The following is a 22,706-nucleotide window of genomic DNA, read 5'->3' on the forward strand; positions in this document are numbered from 1 at the left end:
TTCCCTTTAAACCATTTGCCAGAGTGGTTCACTCCAGTTTCCGGCGTCTGGCATCCCATGCCTAACCAATAGGGTTTTTTGTCATTGATTAAAATATTAGAAAAAATGAGTTCACGCGGTGTTGTCAGACATTTATAAATCAACGGATCGTCAACCGGATTCACATCTGCAATGATGCCGAATATTCCGGATTCGATATTGACTGCATGACAGACTCCATCTTCGATAATTTTCATGTAAACGATATCATCCCCAACGATGGTTTGACCGGGAATCATTGCCGTGCTGGTCTTTCCGCAGGCGCTCGGAAACGCGCCGGTAAAATAAGTCGTCCGGTTTTTTCCTTGCGGATGAACGCCCATTAAAAACATGTGTTCGGATAGCCAATCCTCATGATTCGCCTTATTGATCGCCAATCGCAAAGCCAGTTTCTTGAGCCCAATGCTGTTCCCGGCATACTGGTTGTTAATAGAAAAAACCCGGTTTTTTTCGAGATCGATATAAATTCTTCTATCGGAAACGTTTTTCGTACAACCGCGCTCATCCAGTTCACCCGCCGAGTGAATAAATTGAAAGAATTTGTCGCTTCCTTTCAGCCGCAAAAATTCTTCATAACCGGTTCGATATAGCAGGTCTTCACTATGAGCAACATAAGTGGAATCGGTAATCTGCATGGCTGGAATTGAAAAACGCGAATCGAGCGGTCCCAGGCAAAAGAATCGCACGAGCATCTCTTTTCCTTTCATGATGCCGTCCATTAGTTGGTAAATTTCCGCTAATCCCTCTTCGCGATCGATCGTATTGATGCGCTTGGAAAGAATCTGACCTCTGGGAAGTAGAACGCGCGTGTGTTCTTTATCTCTGCCCTGATCTTCATATCCATCGTAGTGGATCGTGTGTCCATTCATCGAAATTTTAGATTCTTCACCAGTATCCAGCGCCAGTTGTCGCACATAAGCAATGTCCTCAGGTGAATCGGTTATGATCGTTACCTTCGATGGCTTACACAACGCGACATATTCTTCGACAATTTGGACAACATAAGGATTGTTCAACGCCGATAATTTTGCCATGGCAGATGAGCTGAGAATTGATGGATTCGATTTCATGATTCTTTGATTCCTTTATATCTTACTTATTCGCTATAATCGTGACGTTTTCAACGGACATTCGTTCTCCCGATCGCTCGAAAACGTCGCTCTTTGATTTCTTCTGAGCCATATTACAACTTAAAAAGTTAGAGCATAATTGCCAAACAAATCTTTGGAAAATCCTGAAGATCGCATAATCTGAATTTCCATCTCATTCTTTTAAAATCCGATTGCATACCGTTTCATCTCTTTCCGCGCTATTTGATATTGCGGAAAAACGCGCGCCAGTTCCGACCAGAACGTCGCGCTGTGGTTTTTGACTTTTGTGTGGGTCAATTCGTGAAGGATCACATAATCAATCAAATGATCGGGCAATCGCATTAATTGAAGATTCAAATTGATGTGATTTCTGGATGAGCAACTTCCCCAGCGCGTTTTTTGATTTTTGATTCGCAAACCTGCATATCGAAACCCAAATTGTTGACTCAGTTCCAATGTCCTTTTTGGTAAGAATTCACGTGCTTCAAGGCCATACGCATCGAGCATTCCGATGCGAATCGCCTTTTGAACGGATTGATGTCGAACAGTAATATCTTCAGGATAATTAATTTGGATAATTCCCGGAAGAATTTTGATTTCGATCTTTCCGTTCGCTATTCGGACAGCACAGAATTTTAATGTGTGAAAACGAGTTTTAATCGGCTGATTCTCGTCGAAATCCGGAATTTTGGGAGTTCTCTTTTCGATCTGACACAAATGATTAACTATCCACGAATGTTTTGCTTCGACAAATTTTCCAGCGGCGGAAAGATTGATGCCGATTGGCAAAACGACGCAAACATTTTTCGGCGCTCTGATGCGGATGCTCAGCCGTTTTGCTCGGAGACTCCGCCGGAATTTCACTTCTCCAATTTCCGGATAAACAATCGTCTTAGTTTCTTTCATACTATATGTAAGTTGCTTGAAAATGCTCACAATCGATGAACCTCACCGGACTATCACTTTTGCCGACTTTTAAAATACCAATAAACCGGCAATCCTGTGGCAATCAACGCCGCCGCGGTTAGAACGCCGCCAACCGGAAAAGCAATGAAAGTTCCGTAAATGAGATAAATCTGTGTTCCGATCGCCAAAATTGTCATCATTAACCAAAGCGGCGAGCGGAAAGTCGGATGATAGTCAGTCTTTTTCCTTAGAACGAAGATAGCACTGTCAACCATCGCATTCTGAAACAGGTACGACAGCGTAAAATAACCAAGCAAATCTTCCAATCCGCCGAAGAACATCAAAGCGATTGCAAGCCCGGATTGAAAAAGGATCGAATAATCCGGAGTTAGATATTTCGGATGCACATGCCCGAATGGTTTGAAAAAAAGTCCGTCGCGCGCAACAGCATATTCAATGCGCGGTTGAACCATAATCAAAGCGTTCAGACAACCCATCATGCTGGCGAAAGCGGCAATTGCCAGAAATGCCGCGGCGATTTTAGCGAACGCCGGTAAATACAAAAACGGATTGGCAAATTGCCCAACATTTTGAATGAGCGTTTCATAGGGAACGAAAACGCTGGTCGCCAGACTAATCAATACATAAATGACTGTCACAATTCCAACCGACATAATCATGCTAAATGGCACGATTTTCTGCGGATTTTTCATCTCGCCGGTCATATAAAGAACATTCGTGAATCCGGCGTAAGACCAAATTGTTGCGGCAACGCCTGCGACCAACAACGTCATAAATCCGACGTTTGCTTTATCGGGAAGTATCGGTTCGAAAAACAAATTATCAGAGTTGAAATACATAAATCCGAGAATACAAAGCAGAATCAATGGCGAGATTTTAACGATCGTCAGAAAAACCTGCAATCCGCCGCCCTTTTTAACGCTCCGGTAATGAACGTATGTCAGCGCCAGAATCAACAGCGAGGCGAACAGTTTGGTGTAAATGGTTCCGTGCAACGGTGGCCAAAAAACAGAAAGTGCAGAACCAGCGCTGAGTGCGACGATTGTGATCGACGGCGTGTCGCTCGTCCAGAAAACCGTCCAGACATAAAGAAAACCGAGCGCCGGACTGCCCGCTTTCTTCATGTAAAGATAACCGAAACCCTCTTCGGGATAAGCGGTCGAAATTTCCGAGAGAATCAGCAATTGCGGTAACCAGATCAGTCCGCCGATGAACCAAGCCAAAACCGCCATCCAGGGACTTCCCGCTTCTTTAGCAACTATGGGAAGATTGATGAAAACACCTGATCCGATGACCGAACCGAGAACCAACGCCATGATATGAGTCAGGTTCAATTCTCTTTTCAGTTCACTCACCGGATTCACTCACCTATTGTACATTCATATCGTTGTAAGTCGCACCTTCCGGCGACTTCATTCACTGACAATTTTCCAACCAACTTTTGAAAGGTACAGATAAATAGCAATACCGGAAACAGCAGAAACTGTGAGATAAACGGTTGCCATGACATAATTGGCAAAAATCAATTCACCAAATCCGAACAACGACGAATAAATCAAGATGATTCCGCACATCCATGCAACGAATGCTTTTATAAAGCCTGTATCACTTTTCACGCTCGGCAGTTGTTTGGAAATCGGCTTCCAGCCGATTCCGCCCGGATGCGTTTTTGTATAAAATTTTAGTAAAACTTCATTATCAACTGGTTTTGTTAGATAAGTTACAATAAGCCAAACAATTGTCGTTCCAGCAACAATTGGATAAAGCGTCATCGGTGACTGCATACCATAGCCGTATTTTGCAATCGGATAAATAATAAGCGGAGCAACCATCGCGGAAATCTCCGACCATGCGTTGATGCGCCACCAGAACCAGCGAAAAATCAGCACGGCGCCCATTCCTGCGCTGGCATTAATGATAAATTCCCATGCGCCGGAAATCGTCGTCAAGAGTCGCATTATCCAAAGCGAAAAAACAACCATCAGCAACATGGCAATTCTGGACACAAGGACATAATGTTTTTCGCTGGCATTGTGCTTAATAAATCGTCTGTAAAAATCGTTGATGATGTACGACGTTCCCCAGTTCAATTGAGAAGCAATTGTTGACATATAAGCGGCAAGGAATACAGCAATCAGAAAACCAAGCAAGCCAGTCGGCAGATATTTCATCATTAATTTCGGATACATAACGCCCGGATCGACGGTATTTTCGTATTTCTCGTAAAATTCCTTGAATTCAGTTGTTTGATAAATGGGATCATCAGATTTCAACAATTGCTGGTTGTTGTAGGCATCTACAACCTGTTCGTAAATGGCAGGATTTTCTGCTCGTAAAGTCGAAGGACTGTCGGCTCTCGGCAAAATTACTAAAGCCGCAAGTGCGATAATGATCCAAGGCCAGGGACGTAAAGTGTAATGAGCGATCGTGAACCAAAGAGTCGCAAATACGCTATGTTTTTCATTCTTGCATGACATCATTCGTTGGGCTATATAACCGCCGCCGCCTGGATCGGCGCCCGGATACCATGTTGACCACCACTGTAAACCGATATGTGCGAAGAAAGCGCCAATAGAAAGCGCGAGTATGCCGCCAGTTACTCCGGATAGCGAAACGTTGCCAATTTTCGGAAAGAAACTCATCACCTGCGGTGCAAGTTGTTCTTTTAAGTGAGCGGCACCTCCAATCTCCGGAACTTGCAAAACGATAATGGCAAAAATGATACAGCCGGTCATCGCAAAAAGAAATTGGAAAGCATCAGTCCTCGCCGTGCCGAGCAATCCTGAAGCCGCCGCATAAATACCGATGATTCCGGCAACAATTGCCGTCAGCAAAAATGGATCGATTCCCGGAACGGTCACATGAAATATTTTCTCCATTGCTTTATGCACCCAAGCAAGAACGATTCCATTCATAAAGATTCCCAGATAAAGCGCACGAAAACCGCGAAGCACCGCAGCCGGTTTTCCGGAGTAACGCATCTCAGTAAACTCGACGTCTGTAACGATCTCAGCCCGGCGCCAGAGTTTTGCAAAGAAAAAAACCGTTAGCATGCCGCCGATAGCCAGATTCCACCATAGCCAATTTCCTGCGATTCCATTTTTAGCAACAAGCTCCGTCACCGCTAATGGCGTGTCTGCGGCAAAGGTTGTGGCGACCATGGCTGTACCGGCAAGCCACCACGGAAGGTTTCTTCCCGATAGAAAAAAATTGTTGGTGCTCGTTCCGGCTTTTTTTGTAAAATAAGCCGCGATGGCGATAACCAGTGCGAAGTAAATCCCGATAATGGCTATATCAAACACATGAATTCCTTGCATAAAAACTCCTTCTTATCCTTGATCTCAAGACAACGGTTGTTAATTTAGAAACAATATGGAAAATGGTAAGGCTTTTTTGTCGTTAACCTTGCTAAAAATGAAAATTCAGTTGATTTTTTTAGAATTATACTCCATATTCCAGATAATTGATTGGGTCATATGAAATTGTCAGTTGAGTCGGTAAAAAGAAAGTTTTTATGATTAAAAACAGCGATACCAGATTGAAAGTTCAGTTTTGGGGCGTACGCGGATCGGCGCCGTCATCTCCGGATTCTCATGGACTCGAAAGACGTCTTCGTTCTGTTCTTAAGATAGCCCATAATAGACGTTTTGAAGACGAAAAGACAATCGAGGATTTCATCAACGACTTACCCAAAAAACTAAAGTATTTCGTTGGAGGCAACACCGCTTGCGTACATGTACAAGTCGCCGGCAAACACCTAATTTTCGACGCGGGATCTGGAATTCGGAAATTGGGCGAGTTATTAATGCGCTCTCAATTTGGCGAGGGTAAAGGAACTGCCCACATTTTCATTTCTCACACCCACTGGGACCATATTAGCGGATTTCCATTTTTCTCGCCAGCATACGTGTCGGGCAATCACGTCCTTATATACGGCGTTCACAACGGTTTGGAATATCGCTTCGGCAACCAGCAGGAAGACGAATATTACCCGATTTCGCTTTCGGCGATGGGCGCTAATATCGAATTTGTACAATTACGTAAAGAAGAAACCATCGATTTGGACGGAATTAAGATTACTAATAAAATGTTAAATCATCCGGGCGGCTCGTTTGGGTATCGCGTTGATTTCAACGGGAAATCGATCGTCTATGCCACCGATTCCGAATACACAAACTTGACAAAAACCAAAATCGATTCTTATCTGCAATTTTTCAAAAACGCTGATATTTTGATTTTCGATGGACAATTTACGGTAGATGAGTTAGTGGAAAAGGAAAACTGGGGACACAGCACGTTGATTCAGGGAATCAATTTTGCTCACGAAGCCAATGTCCGTCATCTGGTTCTTTTTCATCACGATCCTTCCTATTCCGACGAAAAATTGTACGAGATGATCAATGAAGGACGTCAATATACCAAGACGAATAAATTGGGTACAAAACTAAAAATCTCGCTCGCTATCGAAGGAATCGAGTTAACCATCTGATCTTTTTCCTAATTCAATGAATGCCACGCGGTTAACAAATTATTCCACCGAAACTATCAAAACTTCATTTAATAAATATCTTTTCCTTGAAATTCGACGAGAATCTCTATAATTTAGAATGCGTTAATTGAATGAGTTCTTGAATATTCATTGAAAACTGAAAAGGTTTTTTACACATAATGACTAATTACACTTATTCACTGATCATGTGGACATATCATTTCGGCTTTAAATAAGTCTCCTTATTTGTTATTTGTCATCTTTCAAGCAACTTAACCCATAAAAATAAGGAACTAATTATGAATAAAAAGAACGTTTTAATCATTGGCGCCGCAGGAAGAGATTTCCACAATTTCAACACCTATTATCGTGATAATGAATCGGCGAACGTCGTAGCATTTACGGCGGCACAAATCCCAGACATTTATGGCAGGAAATATCCATCTGTCCTTGCCGGCAAATTATATCCAAATGGCATCCCAATTTTGTCCGAAGAAGAATTACCCAATCTCATCCGGGAATACCATGTCCAAGATTGCGTATTTTCCTACAGCGATGTTCCCTACACGCGAGTGATGAATATCAGTTCTATCGTCAACGCCGCCGGAGCAAATTTCATTCTATTGGGACCGGACGCAACCATGCTGAGAAGCGTCAAACCGGTGATTTCTGTCTGCGCAACCCGAACCGGATGCGGCAAGAGCCAGACTTCACGAAAAGTCATCGAAATCCTCATGTCCAAAGGTTTGCGCGTTGTCGCAGTGCGACATCCGATGCCGTACGGAAATTTGCCAGAACAAAAAGTCCAACGTTTCGCGACGCTGAAAGACCTGGCCGACAATCATTGTACCATCGAAGAGATGGAAGAATATGAACCACACATAATTCGCGGAAACGTAATCTACGCTGGAGTCGATTACGAGGCAATTTTACGCGCGGCGGAAAACGATCCATCTGGTTGCGACGTTATCCTTTGGGACGGCGGAAATAACGATTTCTCGTTTTATCGCCCCGATTTGTTCATTACCGTCGTCGATCCGCACCGCCCCGGGAACGAACTGCGCTACTATCCAGGCGAGGTAAATCTTCGGATGGCGGACGTCGTTATTATCAATAAAATCGATACGGCTTCTCCCGAAGGTGTCCAAACGGTTCGCGAAAGCATCGCCGCAGTCAATCCGGGTGCAATTGTCATTGACGCCGCTTCACCCATTCGCGTCGAGAAACCGGAAATCATCCGCAATAAGCGAGTTCTTGTCGTCGAAGACGGCCCGACTCTGACTCATGGAGAAATGAAAATAGGCGCTGGAACGGTAGCCGCCAAAAAATTTGGTGCCGACAAACTAGTCGATCCTAGACCATTCGTTGTCGGAAAATTGGCGGAGACATTCCGCATTTATCCGAACATCGGAAATCTTTTACCGGCAATGGGATACGGTGATCAACAAGTGCGTGATCTCGAAGCAACGATCGAACACACAGATTGCGACGCAGTCGTCATTGGAACTCCGATCGATCTCAACCGAATCATTAAAATTACTAAACCGAATACACGCGTATTCTACGACTTGCAGGAAATCGGCAAACCCGATTTATCAGAAGTGCTGGATGATTTCCTGCGCAAACAGGGTCTTCAAAAGTAGGAGTTCTGTATATGCCGATGAATAAGACCGCAGTCATCGCACTCGGAGGAAATGCTATCTCTCCGAAAGGGCAAATCGACACGATTGCCAATCAATTCCGTAACACGCGAGCGAGTTTGAAATCTGTGATGAATCTCCTTCAGCAGGATTATCATCTGGCGATCACACACGGAAACGGTCCGCAAGTTGGCAACGCTCTCCTAAGAGTTGAATTGTCAATGGAAAAAACGCCGATCCTGCCTCTCGGCATTTGCGTCGCAGACACCGAAGGCGGAATGGGTTACATGATCGAACAGTCACTTCAGAACGCCTTGATCACCGAGAAAATCCCACGTGAAGTCGTTTCAATCGTTACGCAAGTCATTGTTGACGAGAACGATCCGTCTGTCAATAATCCAACGAAATACATCGGCAGTTGGTATGGCAAACAGGAAATCCGTGAAATCGCTCGGCAACACAACTGGCAAATCAAGGAAGTGCCGGGCAAAGGCTGGCGCAGAGTGGTTCCATCGCCCGAACCGATCCGAATCATCAACCGGAAAGCCATCAAAACACTGATAGATGCCGGAATCATTGTCATCGCCGCGGGCGGTGGCGGAATTCCGGTTTATATTATGAAAAACGGTCTTTACGAAGGTTTTGATGCGGTAATTGACAAGGATCTTGCGTCCGCCGTTCTAGCGCGGGACATCGAAGCGTCTGAATTATATATTCTAACCGATATAGATTTTGTTTCAATGAACTACGGAAAACAAAACGAGGAAAAAATAGATAAAATCCGTGTTCGCGATTTAAAAAAACTTTATGAAGAGGAACAATTTCCTGCAGGAAGCATGGGACCCAAAATTCGCGCAGCAATTAATTTCATTGAGTCAGGCGGCCAAATTGTCGTGATCACATCGGTCGAGAGTGCGGTAATCAGTTTGCATGGAGAATCAGGAACGACAATCGTCCCATAGAAAGGCAAGTAAAAGATGGAAAAGACATTAGCAATACTCAAACCGGATTGTGTCCGGCGGAAATTAATCGGCAATTCGATTCGTTTTATCGAGGAAAACGGCTTCTCTATTCGTTCCATAAAAACCGTTAAGATGGATCAGAAAGAAGCGGAAAACTTCTATGCAATACATAAAGACAAATCGTTTTTCGAAGGATTAATCCGATTCATGACTTCCGGCCCCTGTGTACCGATGGTTTTAGAAAAGGAAGATGCCGTTCAGGCATTTCGGAATTGCATCGGAAACACAGATCCATCCAAAGCCGCGGAAGGAACATTACGGCGTTTATATGCGAGCAATGTTCAAGAAAATATCGTTCATGGAAGTGATTTGGAAGAAAACGCTAAAAAAGAAATTGCATTTTTCTTTCCCACGATTGAAATTATCGAGTGATTTACCCTCGAAGGAGAGAAAATATGAAAAAGTCGATCTTGGTTATCCTTACCTTTTCCCTAATGCTCGCATCGTGCGGAAAGAAAGAACCCATTCGCGGCCTCGTCGGCAATCCGCTTCATTTATCCGCCGTGATCGAAGCGCCTGAAGATACGATCGGTTGCTCGTTCAGGTGGGTTTTTAGTCGGAAACCGCCAGAAAGCAACTTGGACATCCTCTCGTTCCAGCCCGACAGCCGGAGTTTTTCCATCTATTTCGTTCCAGATATCGCAGGACAGTACACTGTTCAAAGCGCTATCATCGGGGCGGACGGAAAAGATAAAAGTAAAAGCGACTTCATCTGTGAAATCGCTGTTGATTCGACGAAAGATGAAACCTCTGATTCTGCAGGTTTAGGTATTTCCGAAAACGCTCCGGCGCCAATCTATGAGACCAGCGATAAACAAAAAACGCCACAGGTTCCAAGCAGCACTACATCGGTAAAACAAGCGGCGCCTAAACCGGTAAATAAGGTCTATGACAAGGGAAAATCAATTCCTATCGTCAGCGGAAAATATACGATCCAGATTTCATCATGGAAGACGTACAAATCGGCAGAAAAGGAACTCGCGCGGTTGTCAAATATGGGGCTTGACGCCTACATCCAAAAGGCCGTTTTTAAAGAAACCAAAGAGACATGGTATAGAATTCGGCTCGGAATGTTCGATTCACGCGAAGAAGCAAAACAATCTTTAAATGACTTCAAGAAAAGATATCCAAACGAAAATTTCTGGATTGACAATGTTCGACAAGATTAAATAAAAATTAAGGAGGAAATAATGAAATTGACTTATTTTGATGTTCGTGATATTTTCCGTACACCACGTCTGGCGCTCAGCGGTAAAAAAATCTGGGTTCATACACTCGGATTAGCCATCGGCTGGGGTGTTTATACTGTCCTGACATATTTAGCCCTAATCTTAAACGGCCAATCAGTCGCTGAAATCTGGAATACATTTCACTTCTTTCCCTGTCTCTTCACGGCGGCTCTGCCTATTGCATGGTATGCTTGGATAGTTGGCGGAATTGGAATCATACTCTGGGTAGTTTTATTTCTGGAGGCTTCGCTGGCCGTATCCAGAATAACGTATAAGCAATTAAAAGGAGACGAATTCTTTTCGTCCGGCGATAGTTTCAAGTACATCAAGAAACACGGCACGGCGGTCGTCATGGGACCGATCTCCATTTTACTCATTATCGCATTTTTTGTTTTTTGTGCCATCGTCGCCGCATGGATCGCCCAATGGCCGGTTCTGGATATCCTCGTTCTGGGATTACCCTATTTACTGTATTTTATCGTTTCGACCTTTGTCGTTTATTCGGCGGTGGTTTTCGTTGTTTCATTCACACTTGCTCCGGCTATAGTCGGAACAGCAGAAGAAGATACGATGGAAACAGTTTTCCAGAGTTATTCCACCTTATGGTCTCAGCCCTGGCGACTGATTCTTTATGAGACCATTGTGGTCGGACTAAGCGGAATTGCGACGTTCATTTACGGCTGGGCATTAATTTTGGGTTATAAGTTTTTCAATTATGTCTTCGGATTACCGTGGTTGATGGACGGAAAAATTGCACGAATCGTCGAGCAAGCTTCTTCTTATCTATATGGCGTAAATTCACCCTTGAATCTGTACATCAGTCGATTCTTTAGTTACTCGACCAACGCTTCTTTAGGCATAACTAAACCGTTATTTTTTATCACAACCGATATTATTACCATCATTTTAATCACGATCGCCTTGTTCGTTATCGCGGCTTCTGTGATCGCCTACTTTTTCAGTAACATCTCCGCCGGACAGTCGATCATTTACATTATTCTCCGTAAGAAAAAAGATGAAGAAAACCTGATCGAGAGAAAAGACGAGGACGAACTGGCCGAAGAAGAAAAAAACAAAAAAGAAGAGGAAGAAAAAACTTCTGAAACTCCTGCCGAAAGCGAGGAGAATTCCGAGGCTAAATCCGAAGAGATTAAATAATTTATATTCCTGATCGTTTACTGAAAAGACGTCCGTTTAAGGGGCGTCTTTTCTTTTATAGAGTAAAAAACTTGAATATCAAGGCGCATTGAAATAAATTTGCTGGTTGATATGAAGATTAGACTGAACGCATTAAGAGAAGGTTTTCAAAAGATCGAGGGTTCCCTCATGCCGGAATTTCTTGGCATTTCCGATGAGTGGTTCAAAGAGTCGCTGATAAAAGTTGTTCTATCCATCAACAAAGGTTCCAGCGAAATCAGTCTCGACGGAATCGTTCAATCTGAAGCCGAATTCGAATGCGACCGTTGCCTTGTTTTATTTAAGAAAAATCTTACGGCTGACTTTCAGGTCATTTTAACGACGAGTAAAATTGGATCTGATCTGATCGACGAGAATATCATTCCCATCACGCAAACGACGATGGAAGTTGACATCTCGAATTATATTCGTGACGCTTTATTGCTCAGTGTGCCGATGAAAAAACTCTGCAGTGAAAACTGCCGAGGGCTTTGTCCTCACTGCGGAGTAAATCTGAATTTTGAAAAATGCAAATGCGGACAAAACAAAAGTGACGATCGCTGGAAACCGTTAAAAAAAATGTTAACACTTAGTTTGGAGGAATAGAGAATTGGCACAACCAAAACGCAAGACATCTAAATCGCGCCGGGACAAACGCAGAACACATAAGAAACTTGACGAGCAAATGATTTCCAAATGTCCCCAGTGCGGAGAACCTAAATTACCTCATCGCGCCTGTCTGAATTGCGGATATTATAGGGGGCGCCCAGTCATTTCTGCAAAAGAGAAGTAAAGTCATTTCCTCTGAACATAAATTTTCGGAGAGAGCAATTGGGACAGAAAAAACGGCACAGTATTTTCTTTTGAAACAGGACATTCTAATCCCTGTTCCATCGAAATATCTCGTGTCGCCAATAGGAAGTTATGAGTAAAAAACGATCTGTCATCTCAGCATTTGGAAAATATACGCCTGAGCGCGTGTTAACCAATTCTGATTTGGAAAAGATGGTTGACACTACCGATGCGTGGATTCGGACGCGCACCGGTATCGTCGAACGTCATCTGGTAGCAAAAGGCGAAGCCACAGCCCAAATGAGCATTCAGGCGTTTGCAGACATGCAAAAACGATTTCCCGTCGATCCAGAAGAGATCGATCTGATCGTCGTTGCAACCGTTACACCTGACATGTTCTTTCCCTCCACCGCCGCACTCATACAAAATGGTATCGGCGCAAAAAATGCCTTTGGATTTGATGTATCTGCCGCATGCTCCGGTTTCCTGTATGCACTCGTTGTCGCGACTCAATTTGTCGAAAACGATCAATATAAAAAGGTATTGGTTTTCGGAGCGGACACGATGAGTTCCATCACCGATTATACGAATCGCGACACCTGTGTTCTTTTTGGAGACGGCGCGGGCGTCGTCTTACTCGAAGCCATGGAAGATGATGACACGTCCGGTATATTCGATCACATTCTTAAGATGGACGGCGCAGGCAAAGATTTTCTCTATATGCTCGGAGGCGGAAGCCTTCATCCTGCTACCCATGAAACAGTCGATCAGAAAATGCACTTCATTTATCAGGAAGGCAAAGCCGTGTTCAAGTTCGCCGTAAGCCGGATGGCCGCGGTTTCGGAAGAGATTTTAAACCGAAATTCCCTGACGGGAAAAGACGTATCTATTTTCATTCCGCATCAAGCAAATAAACGAATTATTGACGTTTGCGTGGAACGGTTGAATTTCAAAACAGAACAGGTTCTTCTTAATATCGACCGCTATGGCAACACGACGGCGGCGACAATCCCGATCGGAATGGTCGAAGCTTTTGATGACGGAAGAATCAAGGATGGTGATATCGTTCTGCTGTCCGCATTCGGTGCCGGTTTTACTTGGGGAAGTGTTCTTGTTCGTTGGGGGCATTTGCGTCATGCCTAAGAAAGCGTTCGTTTTCCCGGGACAGGCGTCACAATATATCGGCATGGGCGCCGACTTCTACGAAAAAGGTAAAATCGCGCGTTCTTATTTCGATGCCGCGGAGTCACAGCTCGGTTTCGCACTGAAAGAATTCTCCTTCAACGGACCGTTGAACAAACTGACACAAACCGCCATAACGCAACCGGCAATTTTTACGTTTTCGCTTATCGTTTATGAAGAATTGAAACAGCGCGGATTCCAGCCGGAAATGGTCGCTGGTCATAGTTTGGGTGAATACTCCGCACTCGTCGCCGCTGGTTCACTTCCCTTTGAAGAAGGACTGAATCTCGTCAAAATCCGTTCCGAGCAAATGCAGATTGCAACCGAAAAAACCGTCGGCACAATGGCGGCAATCGTCGGTTTGTCTATCGATAAAGTTCGTGAGATTATCTCGGATTCTTCAGTAACCGGCATTTGCAACGTCGCCAACGTTAATTCGCCAAGTCAGATAGTCATTAGCGGTGAAACGCATTCCATTCAGATGATGATGCGTGAAATGAAAAATGCCGGCGCAAAAATGGTTGTAGAATTGACGGTCGGCGGCGCATTTCACTCCGAATTGATGACCGGCGCACGCATCGAATTGAAAAAAGCGTTAGACGCCGCGATTTTTAAACCGCCATCCTATCCCATTTACCTAAACGTCACAGCAAAAGCGTCGGTAGATCCGATAGAAATCCGTCAACGGCTAATTGAACAATTGACGTCGCCCGTTCTCTGGAGTGACAGCATTCACGCGATGATCAATGACGGCGCTGACACATTCGTCGAAGTCGGACCCGGAAAGGTTTTACAAGGACTTATCAAGCGTACTTCCGGCGATGTAAATATTTTCGGCATTTCAACATGGCACGAACTGACGAGGTTTCAATGGAGTTAAATTTTAAGGATAAAATTGTAGTCGTCACGGGTTCCGGAAGAGGGATAGGATTCGCGATAGCTGAAACATTTGCACAAAAACAGGCAACTGTCATTCTTTCTGATTACGCACAATCAGCACTTGATTCTGCCATTGCCGATTTCACCGAAAAAGGTTACACTTTTGACGCGGTTTCCTGCAATGTCGCCGATACGGAAAACGTTGAAAAATTCGTCGAAACCGTGATCGGGAAATTCGGAAAAATCGACGTGTTGGTCAATAATGCAGGCATCACCCGCGACAACCTTTTACTCAGAATGAAGGATGACCAGTGGAACGCCGTTTTGGAAACGAATTTGAAAGGCGTTTTTCTAATGACTCGCGCTGTTTCCAAACACTTGATCCGGCAACGATTTGGAAAAGTTATCAATATCAGTTCGGTTGTTGGGTTGACGGGAAACATCGGTCAATCAAATTACTCCGCTAGCAAGGCTGGAGTCATTGGTTTTTCAAAATCTGTCGCGCAGGAACTCGCTTCCCGAAACATCACGGTCAATGTGATTGCGCCGGGATTTATAGAAACGACGATGACGTCCGTTCTTTCTGACGTCATGAAAGAAGAATTTATAAAAAAAATACCCCTACATCGGGCTGGGACACCAAAAGATGTCGCGCATGTTGCGCTTTTCTTAGCATCGCCGTTGGCTGATTACCTGACGGGTCAGGTCATTCAGGTCGATGGCGGAATGGTCATGTAACAACACAAAAGGAGGATAAAATGGATAATTTTCAGAAAGTCCAAGAAATCGTAGCCGATAAACTCGGTATAGAAAAATCGAAAATCAAAATGGAAGCGTCGTTCATTGACGATTTGGGCGCCGATTCTCTCGACACCGTTGAACTCATCATGAAAATGGAAGAAAAGTTCGGCATCGAAATTCCGGATGAAGAAGCCGAAAAATTGAAGACCGTCGGTGATGTTGTTCGATATATTGACACCGTTATTAAATAATTTCGTTTGTCACCGATGAAAAGACGAGTCGTCGTCACCGGATTGGGAATCATCACGCCCATCGGTTGCAGTTTACCCGATTATTGGGAATCTCTCGAAAACGGAACAAGTGGCGTCAAACTAATCGAATCGTTTGACGCCCACGAGTTGCCGGTTCGCATCGCCGCTGAAGCCCGCGCCTTCGATCCAGTCACATATTTACCTCTCAAAGATATTAAACGCATGGATCGCATGGCACAATTAGGCGTTTCCGCGGCAAAACAGGCTGTCGATGATTCTCAATTACTTACATCCACTTTTCGTCAGGAAAGGGTCGGCGTTGTCACCGGCTCCGGGATCGGTGGAATCGAAACACTCGAATTCCAGCATTCCCAGCTAATAACAAAAGGCGCGCGTTTTGTTAGCCCGTTATTTATTCCCATGATGATCCCGAACATTTTCCCCGGACAAATTGCCATTGATTTCGGATTTTCCGGGCCGAATTACTCAGTCGCCTCGGCTTGCGCAACTTCGTCTCATGCAATAGGCATCGCCATGATGCATATACTTTGCAATGATGCAGATGTGATGATTACCGGCGGCTCTGAAGCGAGCATAACGCCGCTGGCAATCGCCGGATTTTCGAATATGAAAGCGCTCTCTCGGCGTAATGATGAACCCGCTCGCGCAAGCCGTCCATTCGACCTAAATCGCGACGGCTTTATAGTCGGCGAAGGAGCAGGCATAATCGTCCTCGAAGAACTCGGACATGCCTTGAAACGCGACGCACATATTTACGCAGAACTTGTTGGATACGGTTTTTCCGAAGACGCCTTTCACATCACACAGCCACACCCGGGAGGAAAAGGCTCGGCAATGGCCATCGAAAACGCTATTCGTATGTCCGGACTTCCCAAAGAGGCATTCGGTTACATCAATGCGCATGGAACTTCGACGATTCTTAACGATAAATTAGAAACGATTGCCATCAAATCGGTCTTTGGCGACGATGCAAAGAAAATCGCCATTAGTTCTACGAAATCGATGACCGGGCATTTGCTGGGAGCGGCAGGAGCGATCGAGTTTATCGCTCTCGTTCTCGCCATGAATCATCAAATCATTCCTCCGACAATCAATTACGAAACGCCAGACCCGGAATGTGATCTGAATTATACACCCAACATAGCGCAGAAACGCGATTTTTCCGCTGGGCTGAGCAATAATTTCGGATTCGGAGGACACAATTCGGTTCTTGCTATTAAAAAGTTTGAGAAATAACATTGAAATTTTCACTACTAAATCTTTTCCACAAAACTCGTTCTCCCCTCGAGAAAAAACTGGGGTATTCATTTAAAAATCCCGACTTGCTCCGCTTGGCAGTAACTCACCGATCAAAAGCGGCTAAAAGTCATCTCTCCTACGAACGGCTGGAATTCCTCGGCGATGCAATTCTGGAGATGATCGTGTCTGAATATTTATATAAAAAATATCCGGAAAAATTAGAAGGCGCTCTGACGCTTTCTCGCTCCATTATTGTCAACGGCGATTCACTTTATGAGGTCGGAAAGAAACTCAATCTGCTGGAGAATTTACTTCTGGATAAAAGCCTCAATGTTCAAAACGTACCAGCCATGAAGAAAATCTATTCCAGCGTCGTGGAATCGCTTCTTGGCGCCATTTATATCGACGGCGGATTGAAAGCGGTTTATCCGTTTGTCAATGAATGGATTTTGCTCGACGGCAAGCGAGAGATCGCTACTGCACGTTATAATTACAAGGGACAGATTTTTGAAATTTGCCAAAAACAAGGTAAAGAATCTCCCCGCTTCGAAATAGAAGAGATGACTGGACCCGACCATGCACGTTTCTATAAAATCGCCGTCGTCATCGATGGGAAAAAACTGGGGTTCGGCGTCGGACATACTAAACTAGCCGCCGAGCAAAAAGCCGCAAAAGTAGCCTACTTTAAATTAACAGCCTACCGAAAAAAGCGGCCTGTTTAGTTTCTGACCGGGTGGCTGGTTAGTATATAATCGAAAAATTTAGTTTTCGCCTTGATCGAAGTCTGAAATTTGGTCTCGTAGTTTAGCGGCTAATTCGTAATTTTCTTCGTTGATGGCATTCTGTAATTTCTTCTGCAGATCGAAAAGCTTATCCAGATTTTCCATATCAGGGACAACATCTTTCTCAGACTTTGGTATATTTTTTTGTACAACAGCGAGTTGCCCCGCCGCATTCATGACCGAATCCGAAACAAACAGCGGTGCCCGCATTCTTAATCCAATAGCGATTGCGTCACTAGGCCGCGCATCGATCTGTAAACTGGAGTGATCAGTTTCATTTTCAAGAAAAACACGCGCGAAGAATGTATTTTCCCGAAGATCATTGACAATTACTTGGGTAATTTTCATATTCAATATTTTGAGAATATTGACTATCAGATCATGCGTTAGTGGTCTAGGCATCTCAACGTCTTCCAGCGCCAGCGCAATCGCTTGGGCTTCAAATGTGCCCACTATGATCGGAAGCTGTCTGTTTCCACCGACCTCTCTCAAAAGAACAGCGTAGCCTTTGCTGGGTAGATACTGAACGATTTTTTGGATTTCGACTTTGATCATCACGGAATGAATATATCATCCCGCAAACGGAATTACAAGCGCTATTTCTGCGGAATTGTACCCATCTGATTTTTATAAAAATCACGGAGAAGTTGGTAAAGCACCACCGGATTCTCTTCTTGAAGAAGCCGCTCCATTAACGTCTTCGTTTCCAGAATCCGGACATTCTTAATTTCATCGGAAACGGCATGTAACGCACTGTAATTGACGCTGATAATCCGAATGCCAAGGGCAATCAATCCGACCAACGCAAATGGATCGGACGCCATTTCACCACATACGGTCACTGGCAATGAAAACCTTTCGGCGGTTTGTACTATTTTATGAATCGCCCGAAAAATGATCGGATGATAGTAGTTCTTAGACAAATTTTCGTCACGTTTGGCTCCAATCAAGTAAAGAGCCAGATCGTTTGTCCCAACACTGAAAAAATCCACCATTCCAGCCAACGGTTCAAGAATATCAAGCGCCAATTTCGTTTCGATCATCACGCCTAAAGGAAACCGATCCCGAAATTTAATGCCTTCCCTTTTCAGGTCGCGTTTGATAGTCTCCAACATTTTTTTGACTTCCAGAACATCTTCGATACGCGTCACCATAGGCAACATTAAGCGCGCTGATCCGTAAATACTTGCGCGAAGGAAAGCCCGTAACTGTGTTTGAAGGATTTCTGGATTATCCAGACAAAAACGGATTCCACCCCACTCTTCAAAAGCAACGTCCCGATGCATGACTTCCAGGTCCAGCATGGCGATGAGTTTGTCGCGTCCGAAGTCAAATGTTCGGAATATAACCGGTCGTCCTTTCATTGCCTGAAGCGTATCTCGGTAGGCGACAAACTGTTCTTCTTCGTTCGGGATTGCGTTTCGTTCGATGCACAGAAATTCTGTTCGGAATAGGCCGATTCCCAGCACCGAATGCGGATTTATCGTCTTAAGTTCCTGAACGAAGCCAATATTCAGTAAAACGCGAAACGGAACGCCATCGCACGATGAACTCACGAGCCGGGCGGTTAACAATTTTTGGTTTAAAAGTTCATGTTGGCGGGCGCGTTCGTCATAGATTTTACGATTTTCATCCGAGAGGTTCAGCACGATCTCTTCGTTATCGGCGTCAAGAACAATTTCAGAAGAGGAAAGAATCTCTTCAAGGTTCATGATGTGAGAAATATACGGCAGACGAAAAGCGCGCGCTAAAATGCCAACATGCGAATCTACACCGCCGATTTGTGAGATGATTCCGATAGCGCCTTGATCTTTAATATGAATCAGATCGGACGGCGTAATCCGGTCGCCCACATAGATCGCCGGTTCCTTTAATTTTGGTGTCAGATAAGCGTCATCAACTGAAAGGTGAAAAATAACGCGTCGTTTAACGTCTCGCAGATCCACCGCGCGGTCTTTTTGATAGCCTTCTGAATCCTGCAAAAGTTGCTCGTAGGTCGAAAGGACTTCAAAAAATGCCCAGATGGCGTTCCGGTTCTCCTGCCGCACATACTGACTGACGAGCCTAATAAGTTCAGGATCGCCAAGAATCATCAGTTGACCGTCAATCATTATTGCGTGATTCTCGTCGAGATGTTCCAACACCAATTTGCGTATTTGTGTCAATTCGGCGGTCGCTTTCGAAATGGCTTGCTGAAACCGCGCAATCTCCGCCTCAGCATCCGATGCCTGAATCCTGTTTTTTGGAATTGGAAACTGATCGCGTTTAAAATAAAAAGTCGGACCGATGGCGATACCCGGAGAGATTTTGATGCCTTTGATAGTTTTCACAATCTATTCCATGTCAAATTTATTTTCTACCAACACAACTATATTTTCGATTGCTTCCTTCTCATCCTGACCGTTTGCTTCAATAGTCACCTTCGCGCCCGGCTCGATCGCTAACACCAGCAAACCGAGAATACTTTTAGCATTGACACGAATGCCTTTATAGACAAGATTGATTTCGGATTTGAAGCCGGTAGCATTTTTTACCAATGCCGTCGCTGGACGTGTATGCAATCCATGCCGGTTCATAATCGTGACTTCTTTCTTTTCCATATTATGACTGACGAAGATAAATGGTTTGTATGAAGTCGGTCAAACCCGCTTGTGCATTCTGTGGAAGTTTTGACAACCGATTGGAAGCTTCGTTTAGCAGTTTCCGAACCATCGAAAACGATTTTTCCAGAGCGGCACGTTTTTCAAACTCCGATCTGATAATTGCACGGTCATCCGAATTTTCTTTTAAAAAAGATAAAAATTCGTTGCGCTCTTCAATAGATAGATCATCCAGCGCCTGAATCACCGGAAAAGTCTTCTTCCCCTTGGCAATGTCGCTGAACAGACTTTTCCCCATTTTCTGTTCGTTGGAAGTAATTTCAAGACAATCGTCCTGAATCTGAAACGCCTGTCCGAGTTTGAGACCGAAATCCGCCAGATCGTCGATATATTCCGATGCTGGATCAGCGATGAGCGCACCAAGTACACACGACAAACCGAGAAGCCTTCCGGTTTTCTTTCCGACCATTCGAAGATATTCATCGGCGCCGACAAACGGACGCTTTTCGAATTCCATATCCATCGCCTGACCTTCACAGATTTCGAGCATTGCCTGACTAAATTCCACTCCTATTCGATTAATATCTCGTGATTCGGTTTTCATCAACGTTCGGAAAGCAAGCGTCATTAGCGCGTCGCCGGCAAGGATAGCGGTGTTGTCGTCCCACTTGATGTGCAACGTCGGTCGACCGCGTCGCTGAGTATCTTTATCCATTATATCATCGTGGACGAGCGTAAACGTATGAAGCAATTCTATTGCCAGCGCCGCCGGAAAAAGTTGCTCATGCGACGCACCAAGCGATTCGCCGACAAGAAACAGTAGAATCGGGCGCACACGCTTTCCTTTGGCGTCCAGACTGTACCGAATGGGTTCGTATAGGCTGGTGGGAATTTGCGGAAGTTCAAAATTTGCCAACCTTTGGTTGAATTCATTTGCTAAAATGGCAAAACGTCCTTCCGCTCGGTCCATTTGACTTTTTTCCATGTCAGTATAAGGAAGAGTCAATATCTAAAATCTCCAAATTCCTTCAACTTATTCAAGACTAAATTTTTAATTTCTTCCAATCGTTGCTCCGTCTTAGCCTCAAAACGGGTTACAATCACTGGTTGAGTATTCGATGAACGGACGAGCCCCCAGCCATCACCAAATTTGATCCGCACACCATCAACATCGATACATTCGTAGTGCGCTTTGAAGTATTCGGAGGCTTTTTCAGTCATGCTGAATTTAGTTGGATCGTCGGCGCAATTCAGACGCATTTCGGGAGTCGAAAAATAATGCGGCAGTCGTTCCATTTTTGCCGAAAGCGGTTCGGAATATCGCGAAATCATTTGTGCGAACCGCGCCGCTACATACATCGCGTCGTCGTAACCGTAATAATCGTCTCCGAAGAAAATATGTCCGCTCATTTCACCGGCGAACGGAACACCGACTTCACGCATTTTTTGTTTGATCAGCGAGTGACCAGTTTTCCACATCATCGGTTTTCCACCTTTCTGGAGAATCACTTCCTCCAACGCCTGCGAACACTTCACATCAAAAATGACCGTTTCACCATGTTTGATGATCTCGTCCAAAAACAGAATCATGATGTAATCTGCCCAAATAATCTGACCTCTATCATCCACAACGCCAATCCGATCGGCGTCACCATCAAAAGCCACTCCGAAATCATAACCGCCTTTTTTAACCTCGGCAATCAATTGCGTCAGATTTTTCGGAACTGTCGGATCGGGATGATGATTCGGAAAGGAACCGTCTATCGTGCAGAAAAGTTCTGTAACTTCGCACCCAAACTTCTTAAATACTTCCGGTGCAACCATACAAGCCGTCGCATTACCACAATCCATCGCAATTTTCACCGGACGATCCAGTTTAATTTTGGATACTAACATATTTTTATAATCTTCAAGAATTGATTTCTTGTTGATCTGACCTTCACCGGTCGTAAAATTGCCGCTCTCAATGATTTGGCGAATTTTCTGGATTTGAGCACCATAAACTGCCTGCTTCTGATAGGTGATCTTAAATCCGTTCATATCTGCCGGATTGTGACTACCGGTAATTTGGATAGCACCGTCAACAGGTAGAAAATACATGCTGAAATAATTGACAGGCGTTGGTACAATTCCGATATCGATCAGGTTTACACCCGTTGAAAGCAATCCTTTCGCCAACATCTTTTTCAGGTTCGGTGTCGATAAACGGACGTCACCGCTGATTGTCAATAAACTCCCGCCTCTTTCCCGGATGAAAGTGCCAATCCCTTTCCCTAATAATTCAACATCCGCGTCAGGAAAATCCAGCTCAACGACTCCTCGAATGTCATATTCGCGAAAAACGTACGGATTCATTTCTTCTCCTCTTCTTTCAATTAATAATTTTCCCTAATACGACTTTGTGACGGGCACCGGTCGTATTAGGAACATTTCCCGGAATTCCCCAGATTCTTAAGGCGGCTAAAATTGCGAATGCGAACGCTTCTTTAGCATCGCCGGGGATTCCGTGTTCAGTCGTATTTCTGATAGGAACATTTGTAAACATCCTTCTCAAATGATTTACCAGTACCGGATTTTTTGCGCCACCTCCGCTGATAATAATTTCA

At 44.5% G+C, this 22,706-nt stretch carries 24 protein-coding genes; 14 read left to right on the forward strand and 10 right to left on the reverse strand.

Annotated features, from left to right (window positions below):
* From COT43_06020 to COT43_06035, 4 genes are all read right to left on the reverse strand, one after another.
* A partial coding sequence (locus tag COT43_06020) for a phosphoenolpyruvate carboxykinase (GenBank protein PIS28594.1) occupies positions 1 to 1,109 on the reverse strand: 1,109 nt, incomplete at its 3' end.
* Between the two features lie 201 nt (positions 1,110 to 1,310).
* Positions 1,311 to 2,036, reverse strand: a complete 726-nt coding sequence (locus COT43_06025) for a M48 family peptidase (GenBank protein ID PIS28595.1) — start codon at positions 2,034 to 2,036, stop codon at positions 1,311 to 1,313.
* A 53-nt stretch (positions 2,037 to 2,089) separates the two neighbouring features.
* Positions 2,090 to 3,421, reverse strand: coding sequence for a fructoselysine transporter (gene frlA / locus COT43_06030; protein ID PIS28596.1), 1,332 nt, complete (start codon positions 3,419 to 3,421; stop codon positions 2,090 to 2,092).
* A gap of 48 nt (positions 3,422 to 3,469) precedes the next feature.
* Positions 3,470 to 5,374, reverse strand: a complete 1,905-nt coding sequence (locus COT43_06035) for a sodium:proline symporter (protein PIS28597.1) — start codon at positions 5,372 to 5,374, stop codon at positions 3,470 to 3,472.
* A 197-nt stretch (positions 5,375 to 5,571) separates the two neighbouring features.
* On the opposite strand from COT43_06035, the gene COT43_06040 reads away from it, so the two are divergent.
* The 14 genes from COT43_06040 to rnc all read left to right on the forward strand — a co-directional run bounded on the left by COT43_06040 (position 5,572) and on the right by rnc (position 17,440).
* Positions 5,572 to 6,546 (forward strand): MBL fold metallo-hydrolase, encoded by a 975-nt coding sequence (locus tag COT43_06040; protein ID PIS28598.1) that lies wholly within the window; start codon positions 5,572 to 5,574, stop codon positions 6,544 to 6,546.
* Between the two features lie 299 nt (positions 6,547 to 6,845).
* A complete protein-coding gene (locus COT43_06045) occupies positions 6,846 to 8,189 on the forward strand; it encodes a GTPase (protein PIS28599.1) in 1,344 nt (447 codons plus the stop codon).
* 17 nt (positions 8,190 to 8,206) lie between these two features.
* On the forward strand, positions 8,207 to 9,148 hold the full coding sequence (locus tag COT43_06050; protein PIS28617.1) for a carbamate kinase: 942 nt from the start codon (positions 8,207 to 8,209) through the stop codon (positions 9,146 to 9,148).
* Positions 9,149 to 9,163: 15 nt separating this feature from the next.
* Positions 9,164 to 9,580 (forward strand): nucleoside-diphosphate kinase, encoded by a 417-nt coding sequence (locus COT43_06055; GenBank protein PIS28600.1) that lies wholly within the window; start codon positions 9,164 to 9,166, stop codon positions 9,578 to 9,580.
* A 23-nt stretch (positions 9,581 to 9,603) separates the two neighbouring features.
* Positions 9,604 to 10,377, forward strand: coding sequence for a hypothetical protein (locus tag COT43_06060; protein PIS28601.1), 774 nt, complete (start codon positions 9,604 to 9,606; stop codon positions 10,375 to 10,377).
* A 21-nt stretch (positions 10,378 to 10,398) separates the two neighbouring features.
* On the forward strand, positions 10,399 to 11,595 hold the full coding sequence (locus tag COT43_06065; protein PIS28602.1) for a hypothetical protein: 1,197 nt from the start codon (positions 10,399 to 10,401) through the stop codon (positions 11,593 to 11,595).
* 111 nt (positions 11,596 to 11,706) lie between these two features.
* Positions 11,707 to 12,219 (forward strand): hypothetical protein, encoded by a 513-nt coding sequence (locus COT43_06070; GenBank protein PIS28603.1) that lies wholly within the window; start codon positions 11,707 to 11,709, stop codon positions 12,217 to 12,219.
* Between the two features lie 4 nt (positions 12,220 to 12,223).
* Positions 12,224 to 12,406, forward strand: coding sequence for a 50S ribosomal protein L32 (locus COT43_06075; protein ID PIS28604.1), 183 nt, complete (start codon positions 12,224 to 12,226; stop codon positions 12,404 to 12,406).
* Positions 12,407 to 12,537: 131 nt separating this feature from the next.
* On the forward strand, positions 12,538 to 13,548 hold the full coding sequence (locus COT43_06080) for a 3-oxoacyl-ACP synthase (GenBank protein ID PIS28605.1): 1,011 nt from the start codon (positions 12,538 to 12,540) through the stop codon (positions 13,546 to 13,548).
* On the forward strand, positions 13,541 to 14,467 hold the full coding sequence (gene fabD / locus COT43_06085) for a [acyl-carrier-protein] S-malonyltransferase (protein PIS28606.1): 927 nt from the start codon (positions 13,541 to 13,543) through the stop codon (positions 14,465 to 14,467). The genes COT43_06080 and fabD overlap by 8 nt, the downstream gene beginning before the upstream one ends.
* The gene (locus COT43_06090) at positions 14,458 to 15,204 is read left to right on the forward strand and encodes a beta-ketoacyl-ACP reductase (protein ID PIS28607.1); all 747 of its coding nucleotides are present in this window, start codon (positions 14,458 to 14,460) and stop codon (positions 15,202 to 15,204) included. The genes fabD and COT43_06090 overlap by 10 nt, the downstream gene beginning before the upstream one ends.
* Positions 15,205 to 15,224: 20 nt before the next feature.
* Positions 15,225 to 15,458, forward strand: coding sequence for an acyl carrier protein (acpP, locus tag COT43_06095; protein PIS28608.1), 234 nt, complete (start codon positions 15,225 to 15,227; stop codon positions 15,456 to 15,458).
* Positions 15,459 to 15,473: 15 nt separating this feature from the next.
* On the forward strand, positions 15,474 to 16,715 hold the full coding sequence (fabF, locus tag COT43_06100; GenBank protein ID PIS28609.1) for a beta-ketoacyl-[acyl-carrier-protein] synthase II: 1,242 nt from the start codon (positions 15,474 to 15,476) through the stop codon (positions 16,713 to 16,715).
* Complete coding sequence (gene rnc, locus COT43_06105) at positions 16,712 to 17,440, forward strand: ribonuclease III (GenBank protein ID PIS28610.1); 729 nt, start codon at positions 16,712 to 16,714, stop codon at positions 17,438 to 17,440. The genes fabF and rnc overlap by 4 nt, the downstream gene beginning before the upstream one ends.
* A 39-nt stretch (positions 17,441 to 17,479) precedes the next feature.
* On the opposite strand, the gene COT43_06110 is transcribed toward rnc, so the two are convergent.
* From COT43_06110 to COT43_06135, 6 genes are all read right to left on the reverse strand, one after another.
* A complete protein-coding gene (locus COT43_06110) occupies positions 17,480 to 18,055 on the reverse strand; it encodes a hypothetical protein (GenBank protein ID PIS28611.1) in 576 nt (191 codons plus the stop codon).
* A 41-nt stretch (positions 18,056 to 18,096) separates the two neighbouring features.
* On the reverse strand, positions 18,097 to 19,833 hold the full coding sequence (gene ptsP, locus COT43_06115; GenBank protein ID PIS28612.1) for a phosphoenolpyruvate--protein phosphotransferase: 1,737 nt from the start codon (positions 19,831 to 19,833) through the stop codon (positions 18,097 to 18,099).
* Positions 19,834 to 20,100, reverse strand: a complete 267-nt coding sequence (locus tag COT43_06120) for an HPr family phosphocarrier protein (GenBank protein ID PIS28613.1) — start codon at positions 20,098 to 20,100, stop codon at positions 19,834 to 19,836. It abuts the gene before it with no gap.
* 1 nt (position 20,101) lies between these two features.
* Positions 20,102 to 21,085 (reverse strand): hypothetical protein, encoded by a 984-nt coding sequence (locus COT43_06125; protein ID PIS28614.1) that lies wholly within the window; start codon positions 21,083 to 21,085, stop codon positions 20,102 to 20,104.
* Between the two features lie 17 nt (positions 21,086 to 21,102).
* Positions 21,103 to 22,455, reverse strand: coding sequence for a phosphomannomutase (locus tag COT43_06130; GenBank protein PIS28615.1), 1,353 nt, complete (start codon positions 22,453 to 22,455; stop codon positions 21,103 to 21,105).
* Between the two features lie 16 nt (positions 22,456 to 22,471).
* A partial coding sequence (locus COT43_06135) for an anhydro-N-acetylmuramic acid kinase (protein PIS28616.1) occupies positions 22,472 to 22,706 on the reverse strand: 235 nt, incomplete at its 5' end.

This window comes from Candidatus Marinimicrobia bacterium CG08_land_8_20_14_0_20_45_22, assembly GCA_002774355.1.
Lineage (GTDB): Bacteria > Fidelibacterota > UBA2242 > UBA2242 > UBA2242 > 0-14-0-20-45-22.